At 59.7% G+C, this 15,633-nt stretch carries 20 protein-coding genes; 14 read left to right on the plus strand and 6 right to left on the minus strand.

Annotated elements, in window-relative coordinates; genetic code table 11:
- Positions 1–19: 19 nt before the first annotated feature.
- The 8 genes from rpl7ae to J2741_RS04825 all read left to right on the plus strand — a co-directional run bounded on the left by rpl7ae (position 20) and on the right by J2741_RS04825 (position 5,190).
- The gene (gene rpl7ae, locus J2741_RS04790) at positions 20–388 is read left to right on the plus strand and encodes a 50S ribosomal protein L7Ae (protein ID WP_209673878.1); all 369 of its coding nucleotides are present in this window, start codon (positions 20–22) and stop codon (positions 386–388) included.
- Between the two features lie 8 nt (positions 389–396).
- A complete protein-coding gene (locus tag J2741_RS04795) occupies positions 397–606 on the plus strand; it encodes a 30S ribosomal protein S28e (protein ID WP_209673879.1) in 210 nt (69 codons plus the stop codon).
- Positions 607–612: 6 nt separating this feature from the next.
- Positions 613–804 (plus strand): 50S ribosomal protein L24e, encoded by a 192-nt coding sequence (locus J2741_RS04800; protein WP_209673880.1) that lies wholly within the window; start codon positions 613–615, stop codon positions 802–804.
- 12 nt (positions 805–816) lie between these two features.
- On the plus strand, positions 817–1,266 hold the full coding sequence (gene ndk / locus J2741_RS04805; protein ID WP_209675519.1) for a nucleoside-diphosphate kinase: 450 nt from the start codon (positions 817–819) through the stop codon (positions 1,264–1,266).
- Between the two features lie 621 nt (positions 1,267–1,887).
- Positions 1,888–2,535, plus strand: coding sequence for a MarC family protein (locus J2741_RS04810; RefSeq protein ID WP_209673881.1), 648 nt, complete (start codon positions 1,888–1,890; stop codon positions 2,533–2,535).
- A gap of 6 nt (positions 2,536–2,541) precedes the next feature.
- Positions 2,542–3,342: a nitrilase-related carbon-nitrogen hydrolase gene (locus J2741_RS04815; protein ID WP_209673882.1), complete on the plus strand. Its 801-nt coding sequence runs from the start codon at positions 2,542–2,544 to the stop codon at positions 3,340–3,342.
- 79 nt (positions 3,343–3,421) lie between these two features.
- Positions 3,422–4,636 (plus strand): threonine synthase, encoded by a 1,215-nt coding sequence (gene thrC, locus J2741_RS04820; RefSeq protein WP_209675520.1) that lies wholly within the window; start codon positions 3,422–3,424, stop codon positions 4,634–4,636.
- On the plus strand, positions 4,564–5,190 hold the full coding sequence (locus J2741_RS04825) for a DUF5803 family protein (RefSeq protein WP_209673883.1): 627 nt from the start codon (positions 4,564–4,566) through the stop codon (positions 5,188–5,190). The genes thrC and J2741_RS04825 overlap by 73 nt, the downstream gene beginning before the upstream one ends.
- Here J2741_RS04825 and J2741_RS04830 read toward each other — a convergent pair.
- The 6 genes from J2741_RS04830 to J2741_RS04855 form a co-directional block, all read right to left on the minus strand.
- Complete coding sequence (locus J2741_RS04830) at positions 5,187–5,594, minus strand: response regulator (RefSeq protein ID WP_209673884.1); 408 nt, start codon at positions 5,592–5,594, stop codon at positions 5,187–5,189. The two genes, J2741_RS04825 and J2741_RS04830, sit on opposite strands and share 4 nt — an antisense overlap.
- 788 nt (positions 5,595–6,382) lie before the next feature.
- Entirely contained in the window at positions 6,383–7,279 is an 897-nt protein-coding gene (locus J2741_RS04835; RefSeq protein ID WP_209673885.1) for a thiamine pyrophosphate-dependent enzyme, read from the minus strand.
- Positions 7,279–8,433 (minus strand): pyruvate ferredoxin oxidoreductase, encoded by a 1,155-nt coding sequence (gene porA / locus J2741_RS04840; RefSeq protein WP_209673886.1) that lies wholly within the window; start codon positions 8,431–8,433, stop codon positions 7,279–7,281. The genes J2741_RS04835 and porA overlap by 1 nt, the downstream gene beginning before the upstream one ends.
- Positions 8,434–8,691, minus strand: a complete 258-nt coding sequence (locus J2741_RS04845; RefSeq protein WP_209673887.1) for a 4Fe-4S binding protein — start codon at positions 8,689–8,691, stop codon at positions 8,434–8,436.
- Entirely contained in the window at positions 8,692–9,234 is a 543-nt protein-coding gene (locus J2741_RS04850) for a pyruvate ferredoxin oxidoreductase subunit gamma (protein ID WP_209673888.1), read from the minus strand.
- Between the two features lie 40 nt (positions 9,235–9,274).
- Positions 9,275–10,147 carry a methanogenesis marker 12 protein gene (locus J2741_RS04855; RefSeq protein WP_209673889.1) on the minus strand — a complete coding sequence of 291 codons (873 nt, stop codon included), beginning with the start codon at positions 10,145–10,147 and terminating at the stop codon, positions 9,275–9,277.
- A gap of 36 nt (positions 10,148–10,183) precedes the next feature.
- Between J2741_RS04855 and J2741_RS04860 the strand changes: the two genes are divergently transcribed.
- The 6 genes from J2741_RS04860 to mch all read left to right on the plus strand — a co-directional run bounded on the left by J2741_RS04860 (position 10,184) and on the right by mch (position 15,630).
- Positions 10,184–11,116 carry an NAD-dependent epimerase/dehydratase family protein gene (locus J2741_RS04860; RefSeq protein WP_209673890.1) on the plus strand — a complete coding sequence of 311 codons (933 nt, stop codon included), beginning with the start codon at positions 10,184–10,186 and terminating at the stop codon, positions 11,114–11,116.
- 4 nt (positions 11,117–11,120) lie between these two features.
- A complete protein-coding gene (locus J2741_RS04865) occupies positions 11,121–11,591 on the plus strand; it encodes a COG2426 family protein (RefSeq protein ID WP_209673891.1) in 471 nt (156 codons plus the stop codon).
- Positions 11,588–12,745 (plus strand): cofactor-independent phosphoglycerate mutase, encoded by a 1,158-nt coding sequence (locus tag J2741_RS04870; protein ID WP_209673892.1) that lies wholly within the window; start codon positions 11,588–11,590, stop codon positions 12,743–12,745. The genes J2741_RS04865 and J2741_RS04870 overlap by 4 nt, the downstream gene beginning before the upstream one ends.
- A 169-nt stretch (positions 12,746–12,914) precedes the next feature.
- On the plus strand, positions 12,915–13,436 hold the full coding sequence (locus J2741_RS04875) for a hypothetical protein (RefSeq protein WP_209673893.1): 522 nt from the start codon (positions 12,915–12,917) through the stop codon (positions 13,434–13,436).
- A gap of 46 nt (positions 13,437–13,482) precedes the next feature.
- Positions 13,483–14,607 carry an ORC1-type DNA replication protein gene (locus tag J2741_RS04880; RefSeq protein WP_209673894.1) on the plus strand — a complete coding sequence of 375 codons (1,125 nt, stop codon included), beginning with the start codon at positions 13,483–13,485 and terminating at the stop codon, positions 14,605–14,607.
- Positions 14,608–14,682: 75 nt separating this feature from the next.
- Positions 14,683–15,630, plus strand: coding sequence for a methenyltetrahydromethanopterin cyclohydrolase (mch, locus tag J2741_RS04885; protein WP_209673895.1), 948 nt, complete (start codon positions 14,683–14,685; stop codon positions 15,628–15,630).
- Positions 15,631–15,633 lie beyond the last annotated feature (3 nt).

Here is a 15,633-nt window from a genome sequence, read left to right on the forward strand (position 1 = left end):
CTCCTGAATGAGGTGAGTTATGGCTAAATCGTACATGAAGTTTGAAGTCCCGGAAGAGCTCCAGAACAAGGCGCTCGAAGCACTGGAGATCGCCCGAGACACCGGCAAGATCAAGAAAGGGGCCAACGAGGCGACGAAAGCAATAGAGAGAAGCATCGCGACTCTGGTCCTGATCGGCGGAGACGTGGAACCCGAAGAGATCGTGATGCACCTTCCCCCGCTCTGCGAAGAAAAGAAGATCCCCTACGTGTTTATCAGCAAGCAGAACGACATCGGGACCGCGAGCGGGCTTGACGTGGGCTCCACTGCTGCAGCCGTCGTCAAACCGGGCAAGGCAAAAGAAATTATCGACGAGCTGGCAAAGCAGCTCTCCGACCTGAGAGCGTGAAGTAGCCCATGGCAGACGAAGCAGTGCCGGCAGAAGTGATCGAGGTCATCGGGTCCACCGGGATGCACGGCGAGGCGATGCAGGTGAAATGCCGGATCCTTGACGGGATCAACAAGGGCAGGATCATCACCCGGAACACCGTGGGACCCATCCGGGAAGGCGATATCCTGATGCTGATCGAGACCGAGCGTGAGGCGAAGAAGCTCTCACGGAGGTGAAGCAAGATGGTGGAGACCAAGATTTGCAGTTTCTGCGGAGAGCCTGTCGAACCCGGCACGGGCAAAATGTATGTGCGCCGGGACGGCACCACGTATTATTTCTGCAGCAGCAAGTGCCAGAACAACCAGCGCCTGGGCCGCGCCCCGCGCCGGGTGGCCTGGACGAAGGCCGGAAGGAAGGCGCTCGGGAAGGAGTGATCCGGGATGGAGATGGATCGCACCTTCGTCATGGTGAAACCTGACGGTGTCGCCCGCGGGCTGGTGGGAGATATCGTCTCCCGGTTCGAGTCCAAAGGCCTGAAACTGGTGGCGGCGAAACTCGAGAAGCTCCCGGAGAAGCGGGTGCGGGAACAGTACCAGGAGCACCTGGAAAAGCCGTTCTATCCCTCGCTCCAGCACTACATCACCAGCGGTCCCTGCTTCCTTATGGTATGGGAGGGCAGGAACGTAGTGAAAGTGGCCCGGGCGATCATCGGGGCTACCAACCCGGCCGAAGCGGCCGCGGGGACCATCCGGGGAGATCTGGCAATGGATATCGGACGGAACGTGGTGCACGGTTCCGACTCCCCGGAAAGCGCGAAGCGCGAGATCGGGATTCACTTCGCGGGGACCGAGCTGGTCGCCTACAAGCGGATCGACGAGCCGGTCCTTTACGAGTGATCGCGTCTGAAAACCGCTCCCCGGTTTTCATTTTTTTATTATTGTTTTTTTTGTTTGGATGTATTCTTGTCTATTGCCTCCGGCCCCAAAAAAACCAGGGTTTATCCTGCGAATCCTATTTCGAGACTTTCGTGCCTGGGGCAGCTGAAGTGCCGGGTGCGGAAGATTCCAGTAACGTACCGCCGCCGAAGGACGCCTTGGCGGCGATCTTAGGCCGTAAAGCGTGGAGAGTCACGACGGGTTAGTCAATACCACAGGTATCCGGTCGGGGTTCGCCACAGTGGCAGGGGCGACCGCCCCGGAAACGTTGTCGGAGAAAATCCGGTCCGCTCATATCCTGCTCTCCGAGCCATCACCCTGCACCACTTTTCGGGATGTACCCCCAAAAGACGTCCCGGCGGCGGCCCCGGAACTTGATCGGGAGACAGATAAACAGCATTCGATTCATTTCCACAGATATCCTGTGCGGAATGCCGCAGCAGCGGGACGGCACCCCTGGGAGCGTCGTCAGTATTCAACCTGCGTATGACCTCGACCCCGGCTTTTAGAGATCATGTGAGAAAACAAACGCCGGAACAGCCCACCAACAGTCTCATTAAAGGGAAAATCCATACTCTCCCCATGGCAGGGGACCTGGTCACCTTTACGCTGCTCGCGTTTTCTTCGGTGATCATAATCGTGAACCCGCTCGCGGCCACGCTCATTTTCGTCTCCCTGACCGCCGGGGCGGACAACCCGACCCGGATGAAAGTCGCAAAGGAGTCGTGTCGTTATGCCCTCATCCTCCTGCTCGTATTTGCCTTATTAGGCGGGATAATCCTGCAGCTCTTCGGGATCACCCTCGATGCATTCCGAATCGCCGGAGGTATCCTCCTCTTCGGGATCGGTATGGAGATGGTCTACGCAAAGATCTCGCGGACCAAGCTGACCGCCACCGAGAAATATGAGAGTACCGATGCGGAGGACATCTCGGTGATGCCGCTCGCCACCCCGATGATCGCCGGGCCCGGAGCGATCACCACCACCATAGTGCTGATGAACGAAGCGGTGGGAGATTACGTCCAGGCGATCGCTATCCTTGCAGCGGTGGTGGTTGCCATTCTCATCACGTACCTGATGATGATCCGGTCCGACGCGATCATGAAGAGAGTGGGGCAGCGTGAGTTCCGGGTGATCAACCGGATCATGGGTATGCTGCTCATCGCGATCGCGGTGCAGTTCGTGGTCACCGGGATCAAGGCGACGTTTCCCCTTCTGGCGGGAGGATAAGTGCTCATGCCGGTGCTCCACTCTGTCCAGATGTCCCCGGTGTGGGAAGATCCAAAAAAGGGGCTGGAAAAGGCGGAAATTTTCGTCGCGAAAGCCGCGACGAACAACGGGATGCTGGTAGCATTCCCCGAACAGTTCGCCACCGGGTGGGACCCCACCTCCCGGAAGAACCTCCAGGCCCGGGACGGTCAGATCGCAACAACACTCTCCCGGTTGGCGAAGGAATATGGCATCGCGGTACTGGGTTCGTTTCGCGAACGACACTCTCCTCTCCCCAGGAATACGGCGATGGTGTTCGATTCCGGAGGGGATGAGGTCGCGGCGTACTCGAAATGCCACCCTTTCTCGCCCGCCGGAGAGGAGTGCTGGTACGGGCCGGGCGACAATATCTCGGTTTTTACCCTGGGAGGCGTGACGTTCGGGATCGCGATCTGCTACGACCTGCGGTTCTCCGATATATTTGCAGCCTATTCGCGGGCGGGAGTCGATGCCGTCGTGGTCCCTTCCGCGTGGCCGGGTTCAAGGCTGGAGCATTGGGAACTGTTCATCCGGGCACGGGCGGTGGAGTTCCAGATGTACGTCGCTGGGGTGAATACCACCGGGGTCACCCCGGTCGACACCTACCTCGGAGGGACCATGACGGCAAACCCCTGGGGGAAGATTATCTCCAGGGCCGGTGAGGAAGAAACAATCGTCGCTTCGGAGATCGACCCCTCGCTGGTCCTGGAAGTACGTTCCCGGTTTCCCGTAGAGAGGGACCGCCGCCCGGAACTCTACCTGCGGCTCCATGAGAGAGAAAAAGGATAATCCAGACACGAATCGGGAGAGCCTGCACAAATTGAAGAGATACATGCCTTAATGTATGGGGATGGCGAATAAGTACACCATGTACCGCCTCGTGTGTGTGAAGTGCGGCGCCAGGTACCCTCCGGACGCGATCCTCTATAACTGCAGTGCGTGCGGCCATCTGCTCGCGGTAGAGTACGATCTCGACAAGGTATCGGTGGACAGGGCGGTATGGGATTCCCGCCCCCTCTCGGTATGGCGTTATCGTGAACTGCTCCCGGTGAACATCCCCCCGGTCACCCTCCAGGAAGGCGGCACCCCGCTCTACCACTTGAAAAGGATCGGGGAGGAGCTGGGTCTTCCCCACCTCTATGCCAAGCACGAGGGAATGAACCCCACCGGATCGTTCAAGGACCGGGGAATGACCGTAGGAGTGAGCATGGCCATCCAGCTTGGAAAGACCACCGTTGCCTGCGCAAGTACTGGGAATACCTCGGCAAGCCTGGCGGCTTACGCCGCACGGGCGGGGATCCCCGCGGTGGTGCTCCTCCCGGCGGGTAAGGTCGCCCTCGGAAAAGTGGCACAGGCCCTGATGCACGGGGCCCGGGTGATCTCGATCCGGGGTAACTTTGACCAGGCCCTGGAGATGGTTCACGAGCTCTGCCTGACCCATGGGCTCTACCTGCTCAACTCGGTGAACCCGTTCAGGCTCGAGGGCCAGAAGACCATAGGATTCGAAGCGATCGACCAGCTGGGCGCGGTGCCCGACAGGATCGTCCTCCCCGTGGGCAATGCCGGCAATATCTCGGCAGTGCATAAGGGATTAAAGGAGCTTCTGGCTCTCGGGCTTATCGACAGGCTGCCGATGATGACCGGGATCCAGGCGGCGGGTTCCGCCCCGATCTACAGGGCGATCTGCGAGGATCTCCCCGAGGTGGTCCCTGAGCTGCATCCCGAGACCGTGGCCACCGCGATCCGCATCGGCGCCCCGGTAAACGCCGAGAAGGCACTCACTGCCATCCGGGAGACCGGTGGCACCGCCGGTGTGGTGAGCGACGAGGAGATCCTCGCCATGCAGAAGGCACTTGCGAGGAGAGAAGGGATCGGGGTCGAGCCCGCGTCCGCAGCATCGGTCGCAGGAGTGAAGAAACTCCTGGAATGCGGCGCTATCGATCGGGACGAATATATTGTGTGCGTGGTGACCGGACACCTGCTGAAAGATCCGGAGACGGTGATACGACAGTGCGAACCCCCGCTGGAGATAAATGCAGACCTGCCATCATTGGTCTCTGCATTGCAGTCCTCCTCATCGTAATCCCGGTACAGGCGCAGGTCGCCACCTACACGGTGATCGGGAACGGGACCGCCTTCCAGGCGGAGATACAGCTCGAGGACGCGAACGGGTTCGAGTTCTACACCACAGGGATGCTCGGGGAACGGGTCCCGGTCACGGTCAGGGATATCCGACTTTCAGGACCGTGCAACCCCTGCAACTACACCTCCACCAGCACGTCCGCCATATCCTTTCCCAGAGGAAATTACACCCTCTCATACCGGGGGGACATCTCCGAGAGCCATATGACGGGCTCCTTTGCAACCCCCTATAAGGTCGAGGTGATCCTCCCACCGGGTCTCGACGTCCGGAACCCGCTGCTCGGCATGATCAGCCCGGGGGGCGAGGCGGTGAACGGGACCAATGGGACCGTCCTTGTGACGTGGGACGAGACCCGGACCTTCGAGATGAGGTTTTACGATCCCCAGAGGGAGGAACTCCTGTATTTTTTCCTCAATTTCTGGATCCTGATCGCCATCGTGCTGCTCCTCCCGTTTGCATTCACCTGGCGGAAAAGCAGAAATAAAGGGCCCTAACGGTGAGAAAGGATCTCGTCGAGCAGCTGGCCCATATCCTTTATTCTGTAGGGTTTCGGCATCACTCCCGAAAAGCCGTAAGAGCGGGGGTCGGCCATCACGGGGTTTCCGGAGTGTCCGCTGGAGACGATCGCCTTCACCGAAGGGTCGATCTTCTGCAGCTCCTGCAGAGCCTCCTCCCCGCCCATACCCCCGTTAATGGTAAGATCGATGATCACCGCATCGAACCTCTCGTCCCGGCAAAATGCCTCGGAGTACTGCCTGCATGCCGACTCCCCGTCTGCCGCCGTCTCGACCTGGTACCCGAGGTGGATGAGAATATCCCTGAGGATCTCCCGGATACCCGGTTCGTCATCCATCACCAGGATCCGGCCCTGGCAACGGGATTCGTCGTGCCCTTTCATGAAAATGCCCCCGGCCGCAGCACGCCTGGAAGTCGGTGCATTTTCCTGGCGTTTTTAACCATGAAAAAGAATCCGCGGATGTTCCTATGGTGCCTGTCAGGAGCGGCGGGAGCTATGTGGCCGCTCCTGTTCCCGGTTCAATAATTACTATGAATAGAAGATCCATGATAACGTTTCCGTCATGGTTCTTCCCGGAGGTACTGCCGTGGGTGAGGACGGAGTCCCGATGGCATGGAGGCGTCCTTCATTCATTCGCACCGACATCCGGGTAGCATCCCGCCCCCGCCCTCGTACTATGGAAACTGCAAACCTTACCGGGAGCGGGGATTGGCATCGTATTTGCCCATCGGATATCCGGACCCCTACAGAAGCATCCGGCGATTTGCAGCGGCCGGCAATAGATCCGCGGGGCTCATCCGAACGTTCATTATTTTCTGCCGTTTGCAGGAATTTTTGGCTTTTTTAACATCATTACCACGTGACGTTCTTGGGGGCTTCGCCCCCGCCACTGTGGCAGCCCCCGACGCGATATCTCCCGCATTACTTCCGTGGCTGCTATCCCCCGATAAGAAATTAATAAAAAAAGACCCCTGCATCCGACGGTTCAGGAATATCCTGTCGGGGCGCCGCAGCGGCGGGGCGCAGCCCCTGGAGCGTCATACGTGATGGATTTGTATTCTTCAACAACTCCGGATAAGCCCTTAAGAATATGAGCACATACGAATGAGATCGAGGATTTCAACAGAGGGGGATTTTTTTAATTCCTTTCCGGCAAGGAAAAAAGATATTCAGTCTTTCTTAATCTTCAGGTCGATGCCGTAACGTTCTGCGTTCCGGTCCGCGATTGCCTGGATCTTCCCGATCTCTTCATCGTTTCTTTTTGGTTTGAACAGGTGGCGGAACCGCTTCTGTTCTTTGAGATACTCTTCGACCGGTTTTCGGACCACTTTCTTCGCCCGGGTGACCTTCCCCTCTTCCATCTCATAGTTGACCCAGAGTCCGGTCTCGACCGCGAGCTTCCCGATGGCCATGGTCTTCTCCCCCTCAAAGCCCCACCCGGTGCAGCAGGGGGCATGGATCTGCACGTAACAGGGACCTTTCGTCTCCAGAGCTTTCTGGATCTTCTTTTTCACGTCCGCGGGATAAGCGATGGACGCAGTCGCCACGTACGGAGCCCCGTGGGCCGCGAGGATCGCCGGCAGGTCCTTTTTCTGCCGTTTGTTACCGAGGGAACATTTCCCCGCAGGACTCGTGGTGGTGCTCGCGTCGTACGGCGTGGCTCCGGACCGCTGGATCCCGGTGTTCATGTAGGCCTCGTTGTCATAGCAGATGTAGGTGATATCATGACCCCGCTCAAACGCCCCGCTGATGCAGAGGACCCCGATATCGAATGTCGCACCGTCGCCTCCCAGTGCGATCACCTTCTCCTTCCTCCCCTGCTTCTTTAACGATGCCTCGACCCCCGAAGCCACCGCGGAGTTGTTCTCGAAGAGCGAATGGATCCAGGGGACCTTCCACGCCGTTTCCGGATAAGGAGTGGAGAACACCTCCATGCACCCGGTGGACGAGCAGACGATAGTGTCCTTCCCTGCCGCATCGAGTATCAGCCGGGCGGCGAGCGCCGCACCGCAGCCCCCGCAGGCCCGGTGGCCGAACTCGAAGAGGTCACAACCCGAGCCCGCCATTACAGCACCTCCTTCCGGAGCCCGTAGAAGAGGTCTCCCTGGTTCTTCTCCGCCATATCTACAACCGCCGCGATATCTTTCTTTCTCACGTCCCTTCCGCCAAGGGCGATAATATAGTCCAGGACAGGTATCCCGGAACCGTACAGCGCATCCTTCACCTCGATGCCCATCGCTCCCTTGGCTCCGAGCGAGATGTTCTTGTCGAGCACCGCAACCCGGGAAACCCCGGAAAGAGCTTTTGCGATTTCGGGACCGGGGAACGGGCGGAAAGTCCTCACGTTCAGGAGACCGACCTTCCTTCCCGAACTCCGCATCTCATCGATGGCATCCTTGGCGGTGCCGCAGATGGACCCCATAGCCACCAGCGCAGTATCTGCATCGTCAAGCCGGTATCCTTCCACCGGTGCACTGTAATCCCTCCCGAAGAGGTCTGCGAATTCCTTTCCTGCTGCGGAGAACGCCTTCTTCGACCGTTGCATCGCCCGGTCGATCTCGTACCGGAACTCCATGTAATACTCCGGGGTTGCGTACATCCCGAAACTGATGGGGTCGTCCGCGTCCAGCCTCTGGTAGGGCGAGAACGCCGGCAGGAACGAGTCGACCTGCTCCTGGGTGAGCATTTCCACCGGTTCGTAAGTGTGGGAGAGGATGAACCCGTCCAGGCAGACGAATGCCGGGAGAAGGATATCGTGGTCCTCCGCCACCTTGTAGGCGATATAGTGGAGGTCCGTAGCCTCCTGGTTGTCCTGGGCGTAGTACTGAAGCCACCCGGAGTCCCGCAGGGATATCGAGTCCTGCTGGTCGTTCCATATGGAGAGTGGTGCCCCGAGTGAACGGTTCACGATGGTCATCACGATGGGCAGCCGCATCCCGGCAACGTTGTAGCAGACCTCGAACATCAGGGCGAGACCCTGGGAAGTGGTGGCCGAGTATACTCTCGATCCTGCGGCACTCGCACCGAGGCACGCGGAAAGTGCGGAAAACTCGCTCTCCACGGTGACGTATTCGGCGTCGAGGTGGCAGTCCGCTACCATGTCCGCCAAAGCCTCCACGATATGGGTCTGGGGGGTAATCGGATATGCCGCGATCACCTGCGGCCGGCACTGCTTCACCGCGTGGGCCACGGCGTGCGACCCTTCCATGATCTCCATCATCTACTTCTCCTCCTTTTGCATCTCGACCGCACCGGAGGGGCATTCCTCGGCACAGAGCCCGCATCCCTTGCAATAGTCGTAGTCGGGGACGGGGAGCTCGTCCTCTTCCCTGATGCACCCCTCCGGACAGATGGTGATGCACATCCCGCATTTGCTGCACTTTTCGGAATCGAATTTAGGCTTGAAAACCCGCCACGACCCGGTCTTGTTATCCTTCGCCCTGCCAGGGCGGGCGGTGCACCCGACACCGAGCGCCATCTAGGACGCACCCCCGATGAGCTGGTACGCCTTCCGGGCCGCTTTGATGTTCTTTTCGGCCATATCGCCGGTGAATCTCCGCCGAAGCGCGTTTTCAAGCGAGTCCATCTTGATCTCTCCAGTTGCCGCAGAGAACGCCCCCATGAGGGTAGTGTTCGTAATGGGGACCCCAAGCTCCTGGAGCGCGATGCCTGTTGCATCGATGGTGATAACCTTCACCCCTGCGGGGATCGAATATTCCTGTTCCTTCTCGGTATTGATTATCACGATGCCTCCGGGCTTTACCCCCTGGAACACGTTCACGTCCCGGATCAGGGTGCTGTCCTGTACTATGATGTAATCCGGCTCGTACACCTGGCTCCGCAGGCGAATTTTGCTGGTGTCGAACCTCACGAACGCCTGGACCGGAGCGCCGCGTCTTTCGACGCCGAATGCAGGAAATGCCTGCGAAAACACCCCGCCCTCAAAAGCGGCGACCGCGATCAGTTCGGCAGCGGTGACCGACCCCTGCCCGCCCCTGCCGTGGATACGTAACTCTCTCAAAATAATCCCAGAATAATCTTACATGATTAATAATATAAATTTACATTTTGACGTCCAGGCCGAGGATCTCATCCTTCCCGGAGAAGATGTCCCGGGTTATCCTGGCAATTCCACGTGACGCACACCATTCATCGTATACCGCCACCTCCGTGCGGAGATGGTCCCGGACCCGGTCTCCGATCAGAGGGGCGAGCGAACCGGCCAGGGCGACCTTCGCGCATGGGCACAAAACCCGCATCGCGGCACATTCCATTGCGGCGAACATGGCCAGTGCCGGTACCCGTTCCTCTTCGGGAAGCGAAAAATTCACCCCTGCATGGAGAAACGCCTCGTTCGCGGTCATCTCGCCGGCATCGATCTTCCTGATCCCGTCCACGTCGATTGCCCCGTGGACCGTGCCGGGCGCGAAGATGCAGGCATCGATAGCCCCTACGATCTTCCAGTCCGCGACCAGGAGGGTGACCGTATTGGAGCTCGCGTCCGATACCACCACGTCCCTGCCGAGGTCATGGCAGACCTCGTAGGCGATTCCCACCTTCTCCGGGCTGGCCTGGTGGGAATAGGCCTTGAAACGGGGATCGGTGGGAGAACCCCGGTGAAGGCCGGGTATGACCACGGCAGGGATCCCGCTCTCTCTCACCTGGTCAAAGACCCGGGTCCCGCCCCCGATATGCTTCCCCGCGCCATCCCGGCTCACCAGCCCCCGGTCGACCAGGTGGTCGATCGCGGTAATGGCGGAGAAGTTGTCGCCCATGGAGTAGGAGAGGCCTATCCCCTCGATCTCTTCCAGAGGGCTGATCCGCTCGAGGTCCCGAATGGAGAAAAACCGCGCATCCTCCCGGGAGATCTTGAACTCCCCTGCGGGGGAGGAGAACCGCATCGAGGTGGTCCCGTGGTCTATGCCGATGAACATAGCAGTTAAAGGTAGTGCGCCGGAGATATTTAGGATATGATCTTTTCCGTCGTCACCGGTGGAGCGGGATTCATAGGATCCCACCTGGTCGACGCCCTGGTCGGGCGGGGCGAGCGGGTGGTGGTCATCGATTCCCTGGCGGCAGGGTCGCGGGACAACCTTGGGAAACACCTGGACGAGGGGCTGGTCACCCTCGTGGAAGCCGACCTCCTCGGGGACGGCTGGCAGCGGTCCCTCGCAGGTGCGACCCGCGTGTTCCATCTTGCCGCGGACCCGGACGTCCGCCAGTCGGCGATCGCCCCCGACTCTCAAATAAGGAACAATATCATGGGGACCTACCGTGTGCTCGAGGCGATGCGGGTGCATCGTGTGGGGGAGATCGCGTTCACCTCCACATCAACCGTGTACGGGGAGGCCGCGGTGATCCCCACACCGGAGGACTATACCCCGCTCGAGCCCGTTTCCGTCTACGGGGCGAGCAAGCTTGCGTGCGAGGCACTGATATCGTCCTATTGCCATTCGTTCGGGATGAAGGCCTGGGTTTACCGGTTCGCAAACATCATCGGGGCGCGGAGCGGCCATGGTGTGATCACCGATTTCATCCGAAAACTGCGGGAGGACCCTGAGGTCCTGGAGATCCTGGGAGACGGCCGGCAGTCGAAGTCGTACCTCGAGGTCTCGGAGTGCGTCCGCGCAATGCTCTATGCGGTCGACAACGCGCCGTCGCAGTATAACGTGTTCAATATCGGGTCCGAGGACTGGGTTGACGTGCGCCGGATCGCGGACATCGTGGTCGGGGAGATGGGACTTACCGGCGTGAAGTACCGGTTCACCGGCGGAGAACGGGGCTGGGTGGGAGACGTGCCCAGGATGCAGCTCGCGGTCGACAGAATGCGCACTCTCGGGTGGAAGCCCGAGATCGGATCGGCCGAGAGCGTGCGGTCTGCGGTGCGGGCCATGCTGGAGTGACAGGATGGACCCCGGTGCGGCGCTGGTAGTGATAATTCTCGGCGCGCTGCCCTTCTTTGAAGCCCGGTACGCCATCCCTCTGGCTATCCTCTACGGGTTTCCTCCCGCGACTGCATTCCTGCTGGGAATGCTCGGGAACCTGCTCCCCGTGATTCCGCTGCTGCTGCTCCTCGATCCGGTATCGGCATGGCTGTGCGCCCACTCGTCGATCATGAAGCGGTTCTTCGACTGGCTTTTTGCCCGGACACGCAGACATGATCACCAGATCAGGAAGTGGGGGGCAACCGCCCTCTTCCTCTTTGTGGCCGCACCCATCCCCGTCACCGGGACATGGAGCGGTTGCGCGGCGGCGTTCGTCTTCGGGATCCGCTTCCGGCAGGCATTTCCGGCCATAGTCGCGGGAGCCACGGTCGCCGCCCTGATCACCACGCTGCCCCTTATCGGGGTGCTCAACGCATTCGGTGGCTCACCATGAAGTATATCGTGATACTCGGAGACGGAATGGCAGATGAACCGCTGCCTGAGCTCGGGGGAAAAACCCCCCTCGAGTACGCCAGGACTCCCGCCATGGACCGCATTGCCCGGGAAGGGGCATCGGGCCTGTTAAAGACCGTCCCCGACGGGTTCGAGGCGGGGAGCGACATCGCCAACCTCTCCATCCTTGGATACGATCCCGCGGCCTGCTATACCGGGAGGGGGCCGCTTGAGGCCCTCTCCATGGGTATCGACCTCCGCGAGCAGGACGTGGCCTATCGGGCGAACCTGGTGACAATCCGGGACGGGGTGATGGCGGACTTCAACGCGGGGCACATCAGTTCCGCAGAGGGTGCAGCGCTGCTCCACGACCTCTCTCCCCGGCTTCCCCGGGCCAGGGTCCACGCAGGCATAAGTTACAGGAACCTGCTGGTGGTTCCCGGCGGGGAAGGCGCGGTCACCGTGCCCCCCCACGATATCGTCGGCCAGGAGATCGCCCCCCACCTCCCCGCAGGCGGGGACGCGAAACTTCTTGCCGCGGTGATGGAGGAGAGCAGGAGAGTTTTTTCCGGGCACCCGGTCAACCAGGCCAGGATCGCCGCCGGAAAACTGCCCGCCACGCAGATCTGGCCCTGGAGCGGAGGAAAGAAACCGGCTCTGACACCGTTCCGGGAAAAGTACGGCCGATCGGGAGGGATGATCTCCGCGGTCGACCTGCTGAACGGCATCGCGAAAGCGGCGAAGATGGAGGTGGTCTCCGTTCCCGGGGCTACCGGATACCTGGACACCGACTACCAGGCCAAGGCGCGCTACGCACTCGCCGCCCTGAAGCGGCTGGACTTCATGTATGTCCACGTCGAGGCCCCCGACGAGGCAGGGCATATGGGGGGCATTGCCGAGAAGATAGAGGCAATCGAGCGGGTTGACGAAATGATCGGCACCATCCTCGAGGAGTTCTACGGGGTTGTGGCAGTGCTTCCCGATCATCCCACCCCCATCAGGGTCCGGACCCATACCCGCGACCCGGTCCCCTTTGCCATTCGGGGAAGGGAAAAGGACAATACCAGCAGTTTTTCCGAGAAAGAAGCGGCAAAAGGAAGTTACGGAGTAAGATCCGCTGCAGAGTTCCTCCCCCTCGTATTCGGCGCAAAGTAACCTGGAGGCATCAGGCCCGTGCTTCATCACCGGGATCAGTGGGGGTAACTCTCATCATCTGCCTCCCGGCCCGAATCAAGTGGTCGTCCCGGGGTGATAAAGGTCTGCCGGATGGAGCCCCCCGGTACACTGCACAAATCATATCAGACGGAGTGATGATATGACTGGTATGGGAACTCGCAAAAATCTCACCGTAGGCGTCACGGTTAACCTTGAGCACTACGAGAACCTGAGGCTGGAGGTCTCCGGCGAGGTGGCGAGCGAGGAGGATGCGAAGGATCTGGTCGCCTACCTGGACCGCATCCTGGGAACGCTGGGCAGGGGGGATCCCGAGACCGCGAAACGGGTGGACAGCTACCGGGAGCGGGTATTCTTCCGGGAAGGGCCCGCCGTCGACGAACCGGTGGAATGCCAGATCGGAGTGTGTGCACTCCCGAAAGAGATCGTCCAAGAGGTAATGGAAGCCGGCCCTGTGCCGGAAAAGGTGCCGGCGAAAGAGTCTGCGGCCCTGACGAAGGGTCCGGCTGAGGAGAAGCCTTCCCTGACGGCACCCGCGAAGGTCTCCGCGGCGAGTGAGTCCGCCGGAGTGACCTGTGAGGAATGCGGGGTCGGGGTTACGCCGGCGGAGCAGAAGATGAGCCAGCTCTTCACCAGCCGTACCCTCTGCAGGAAGTGCATGAAGAAAACATGATACGAAAAAGATCGGCCTGGATTTAGTATAAGGGAGCAGAACAAGGATGAAAAAGAACCTGCTGATGTGGGACGAGACCCTGTTCCGGGACCCGGAGGTATTCGAGATCGATTACGTCCCGGAACAGTTCAACTTCAGGGAGGTCCAGATGCGGGAACTGGCCTTCCAGATACGCCCCGGACTCCGTGGAGGGCGCCCCCTGAACACGATATGCCGGGGGCTCCCCGGGACCGGGAAGACCACCAGCGTCAGGAAACTCTTCGAGGAGATCGAAGAGACCACCAAGAAGCTGGTGCCTGTATTGATCAACTGCCAGATCGACAACACCAAGTTCGCCATATTCTCCCAGATCTACCGCAAGCTCTCCGGGCATCTCCCCCCTTCATCCGGGACTTCGTTCAAACAGGTCTTCGATGCCGTGGCACGGATGCTCCAGAAAGAGGAGACGGTGCTCCTGGTGGCGCTCGACGATGCTAACTACCTTTTCTACGAGAATGAGATCAACCGGGTGCTCTACACCCTGCTCCGCTCCCACGAGGCCTATCCCGGCACCAGGATCGGGGTGATCGTGATCATCAGCGACCTCGACGTCGACCTCACCGCGACGGTGGACGCCAGGGTGTCCTCGGTCTTCCGCCCCACAGAGATCTACTTCCCTCCCTACGGGGAGGATGAAGTACGGGATATCCTGCACGAACGGGTGCTCCAGGGGCTCTACCCCGGGTGCCTCTCAGAGGAGATGTTCTCCCTGGTGGTAACCCAGACCCAGAAGAGCGGGGACCTCCGGGTGGGGATCGACCTCCTGAAGCGGGCGGCGCTTAACGCGGAGAAGCAGGCGCGGAGGAACATCGAGAAGGAAGACATCTGTAAGGCGTACGATGTCTCCCGCTACCTTCACCTGGGCTTCTCGGTGCGCAGCTTAAAAGACGAGGAGAAAGCGCTTCTTCGGGCACTCGCCGAGCTCGCGGCCCGCGAAGGGGAGATGAACGCGGGAGAGGTATTCCGTACTATCAAGGATCGGATCGGCGTAGGATACACCAGGTTTTACGAAATGGTAAAAAAACTGGACGCGATGCGCCTGATAGACCTTGAATACCGGGAAGGAAAGGGAAGGACCCGGGTAATCAGTCTCCGGTACGAGCCGGCAAAGATACTCGAATACCTTTCTTAAGTTATTTATTTACATTCGTTTGACAAAAAATATGTATTCCGCTACCATGTTGTATTGGTAAAGGGGGTATTTCATGTGCTCAGCGTAAACGAACTTGCACTCGAAATTTTCGAAAACCTGGCAGAATATGCCGAGGAATTCAATGCTGCCTACCACGAGCTGGACAACGGAGCCCGGATTGTTGACTGCGGCGTGAGCGTAAAAGGTGGATATGCCGCGGGGAGAGCATTTACCGAGATCTGCATGGGCGGCCTTGGTGAGGTCAATTTCCGGATGGGCCACATCGGCGACTATCCTATGACCTTTATCGACGTCTTCACCGACTTCCCGGCGATCTCGTGTCTCGGAGCCCAGAAGGCAGGATGGACGGTAAAGCATAACAACTACTTCGCGATGGGAAGCGGCCCGGCAAGGGCGCTCTCGCTCAAGCCCAAGCACACCTATGAAGTCATCGAGTACGAAGACGACTTCGACTCCGCGGTGATCGCGCTGGAGAGCGACCATCTCCCCAACCAGGAGGTAATGGCAAAGATCGCGGAAGAGGCAGGGGTCGATGTGGCCAACGTCTGTGCGGTGGTGGCCCCCACGGCATCACTCGTAGGTTCGATCCAGGTGGCAGGAAGGTGCGTGGAGACCGCCATCTACAAGCTGAACGAGCTCGGGTTCGATACCAAGAAGATCACCGCCGGGTTCGGGACCGCCCCCGTGCCACCGGTAAAGAAGGACGCAACCCGGGCGATGGGCACGACCAACGACGCCACGATCTACCACGGCCGGATCATGCTCACCATGAAGGCCCCCGAGATCAAGGACTACCTGGACAGGATCCCGAGCAACAAGTCGAAGGGTTATGGAAAGCCGTTTTATGATATCTTCAAGGAAGCGAACTTCGACTTCTACCAGATCGATACCTCGCTCTTCTCGCCCGCGGAAGTGGTGATCAACGAGCTTACCGAGGGCAAGGTATACCACGTCGGCGCGGTGAACCCCGAAGTGACCCTCAAGTCCTTCGGTCTGATCTAATAC

This window comes from Methanolinea mesophila (genome assembly GCF_017873855.1).
GTDB lineage: Archaea > Halobacteriota > Methanomicrobia > Methanomicrobiales > Methanospirillaceae > Methanolinea_B > Methanolinea_B mesophila.

Bases quoted from the DNA above. Each gene is read 5' to 3' on its own strand.
- thrC (WP_209675520.1), top strand. From the start codon at position 3,422: ATGTACCGCCTCGTGTGTGTGAAGTGCGGCGCCAGGTACCCTCCGGAC.
- J2741_RS04870 (WP_209673892.1), top strand. From the start codon at position 11,588: ATGAAGTATATCGTGATACTCGGAGACGGAATGGCAGATGAACCGCTG.
- J2741_RS04810 (WP_209673881.1), top strand. From the start codon at position 1,888: ATGGCAGGGGACCTGGTCACCTTTACGCTGCTCGCGTTTTCTTCGGTG.
- J2741_RS04835 (WP_209673885.1), bottom strand. From the start codon at position 7,279: ATGGCGGGCTCGGGTTGTGACCTCTTCGAGTTCGGCCACCGGGCCTGC.
- J2741_RS04845 (WP_209673887.1), bottom strand. From the start codon at position 8,691: ATGGCGCTCGGTGTCGGGTGCACCGCCCGCCCTGGCAGGGCGAAGGAT.
- J2741_RS04865 (WP_209673891.1), top strand. From the start codon at position 11,121: ATGGACCCCGGTGCGGCGCTGGTAGTGATAATTCTCGGCGCGCTGCCC.
- J2741_RS04860 (WP_209673890.1), top strand. From the start codon at position 10,184: ATGATCTTTTCCGTCGTCACCGGTGGAGCGGGATTCATAGGATCCCAC.
- J2741_RS04880 (WP_209673894.1), top strand. From the start codon at position 13,483: ATGAAAAAGAACCTGCTGATGTGGGACGAGACCCTGTTCCGGGACCCG.
- J2741_RS04855 (WP_209673889.1), bottom strand. From the start codon at position 10,147: ATGTTCATCGGCATAGACCACGGGACCACCTCGATGCGGTTCTCCTCC.
- J2741_RS04815 (WP_209673882.1), top strand. From the start codon at position 2,542: ATGCCGGTGCTCCACTCTGTCCAGATGTCCCCGGTGTGGGAAGATCCA.
- J2741_RS04795 (WP_209673879.1), top strand. From the start codon at position 397: ATGGCAGACGAAGCAGTGCCGGCAGAAGTGATCGAGGTCATCGGGTCC.
- porA (WP_209673886.1), bottom strand. From the start codon at position 8,433: ATGATGGAGATCATGGAAGGGTCGCACGCCGTGGCCCACGCGGTGAAG.
- J2741_RS04830 (WP_209673884.1), bottom strand. From the start codon at position 5,594: ATGAAAGGGCACGACGAATCCCGTTGCCAGGGCCGGATCCTGGTGATG.
- ndk (WP_209675519.1), top strand. From the start codon at position 817: ATGGATCGCACCTTCGTCATGGTGAAACCTGACGGTGTCGCCCGCGGG.
- J2741_RS04800 (WP_209673880.1), top strand. From the start codon at position 613: ATGGTGGAGACCAAGATTTGCAGTTTCTGCGGAGAGCCTGTCGAACCC.
- J2741_RS04875 (WP_209673893.1), top strand. From the start codon at position 12,915: ATGGGAACTCGCAAAAATCTCACCGTAGGCGTCACGGTTAACCTTGAG.
- rpl7ae (WP_209673878.1), top strand. From the start codon at position 20: ATGGCTAAATCGTACATGAAGTTTGAAGTCCCGGAAGAGCTCCAGAAC.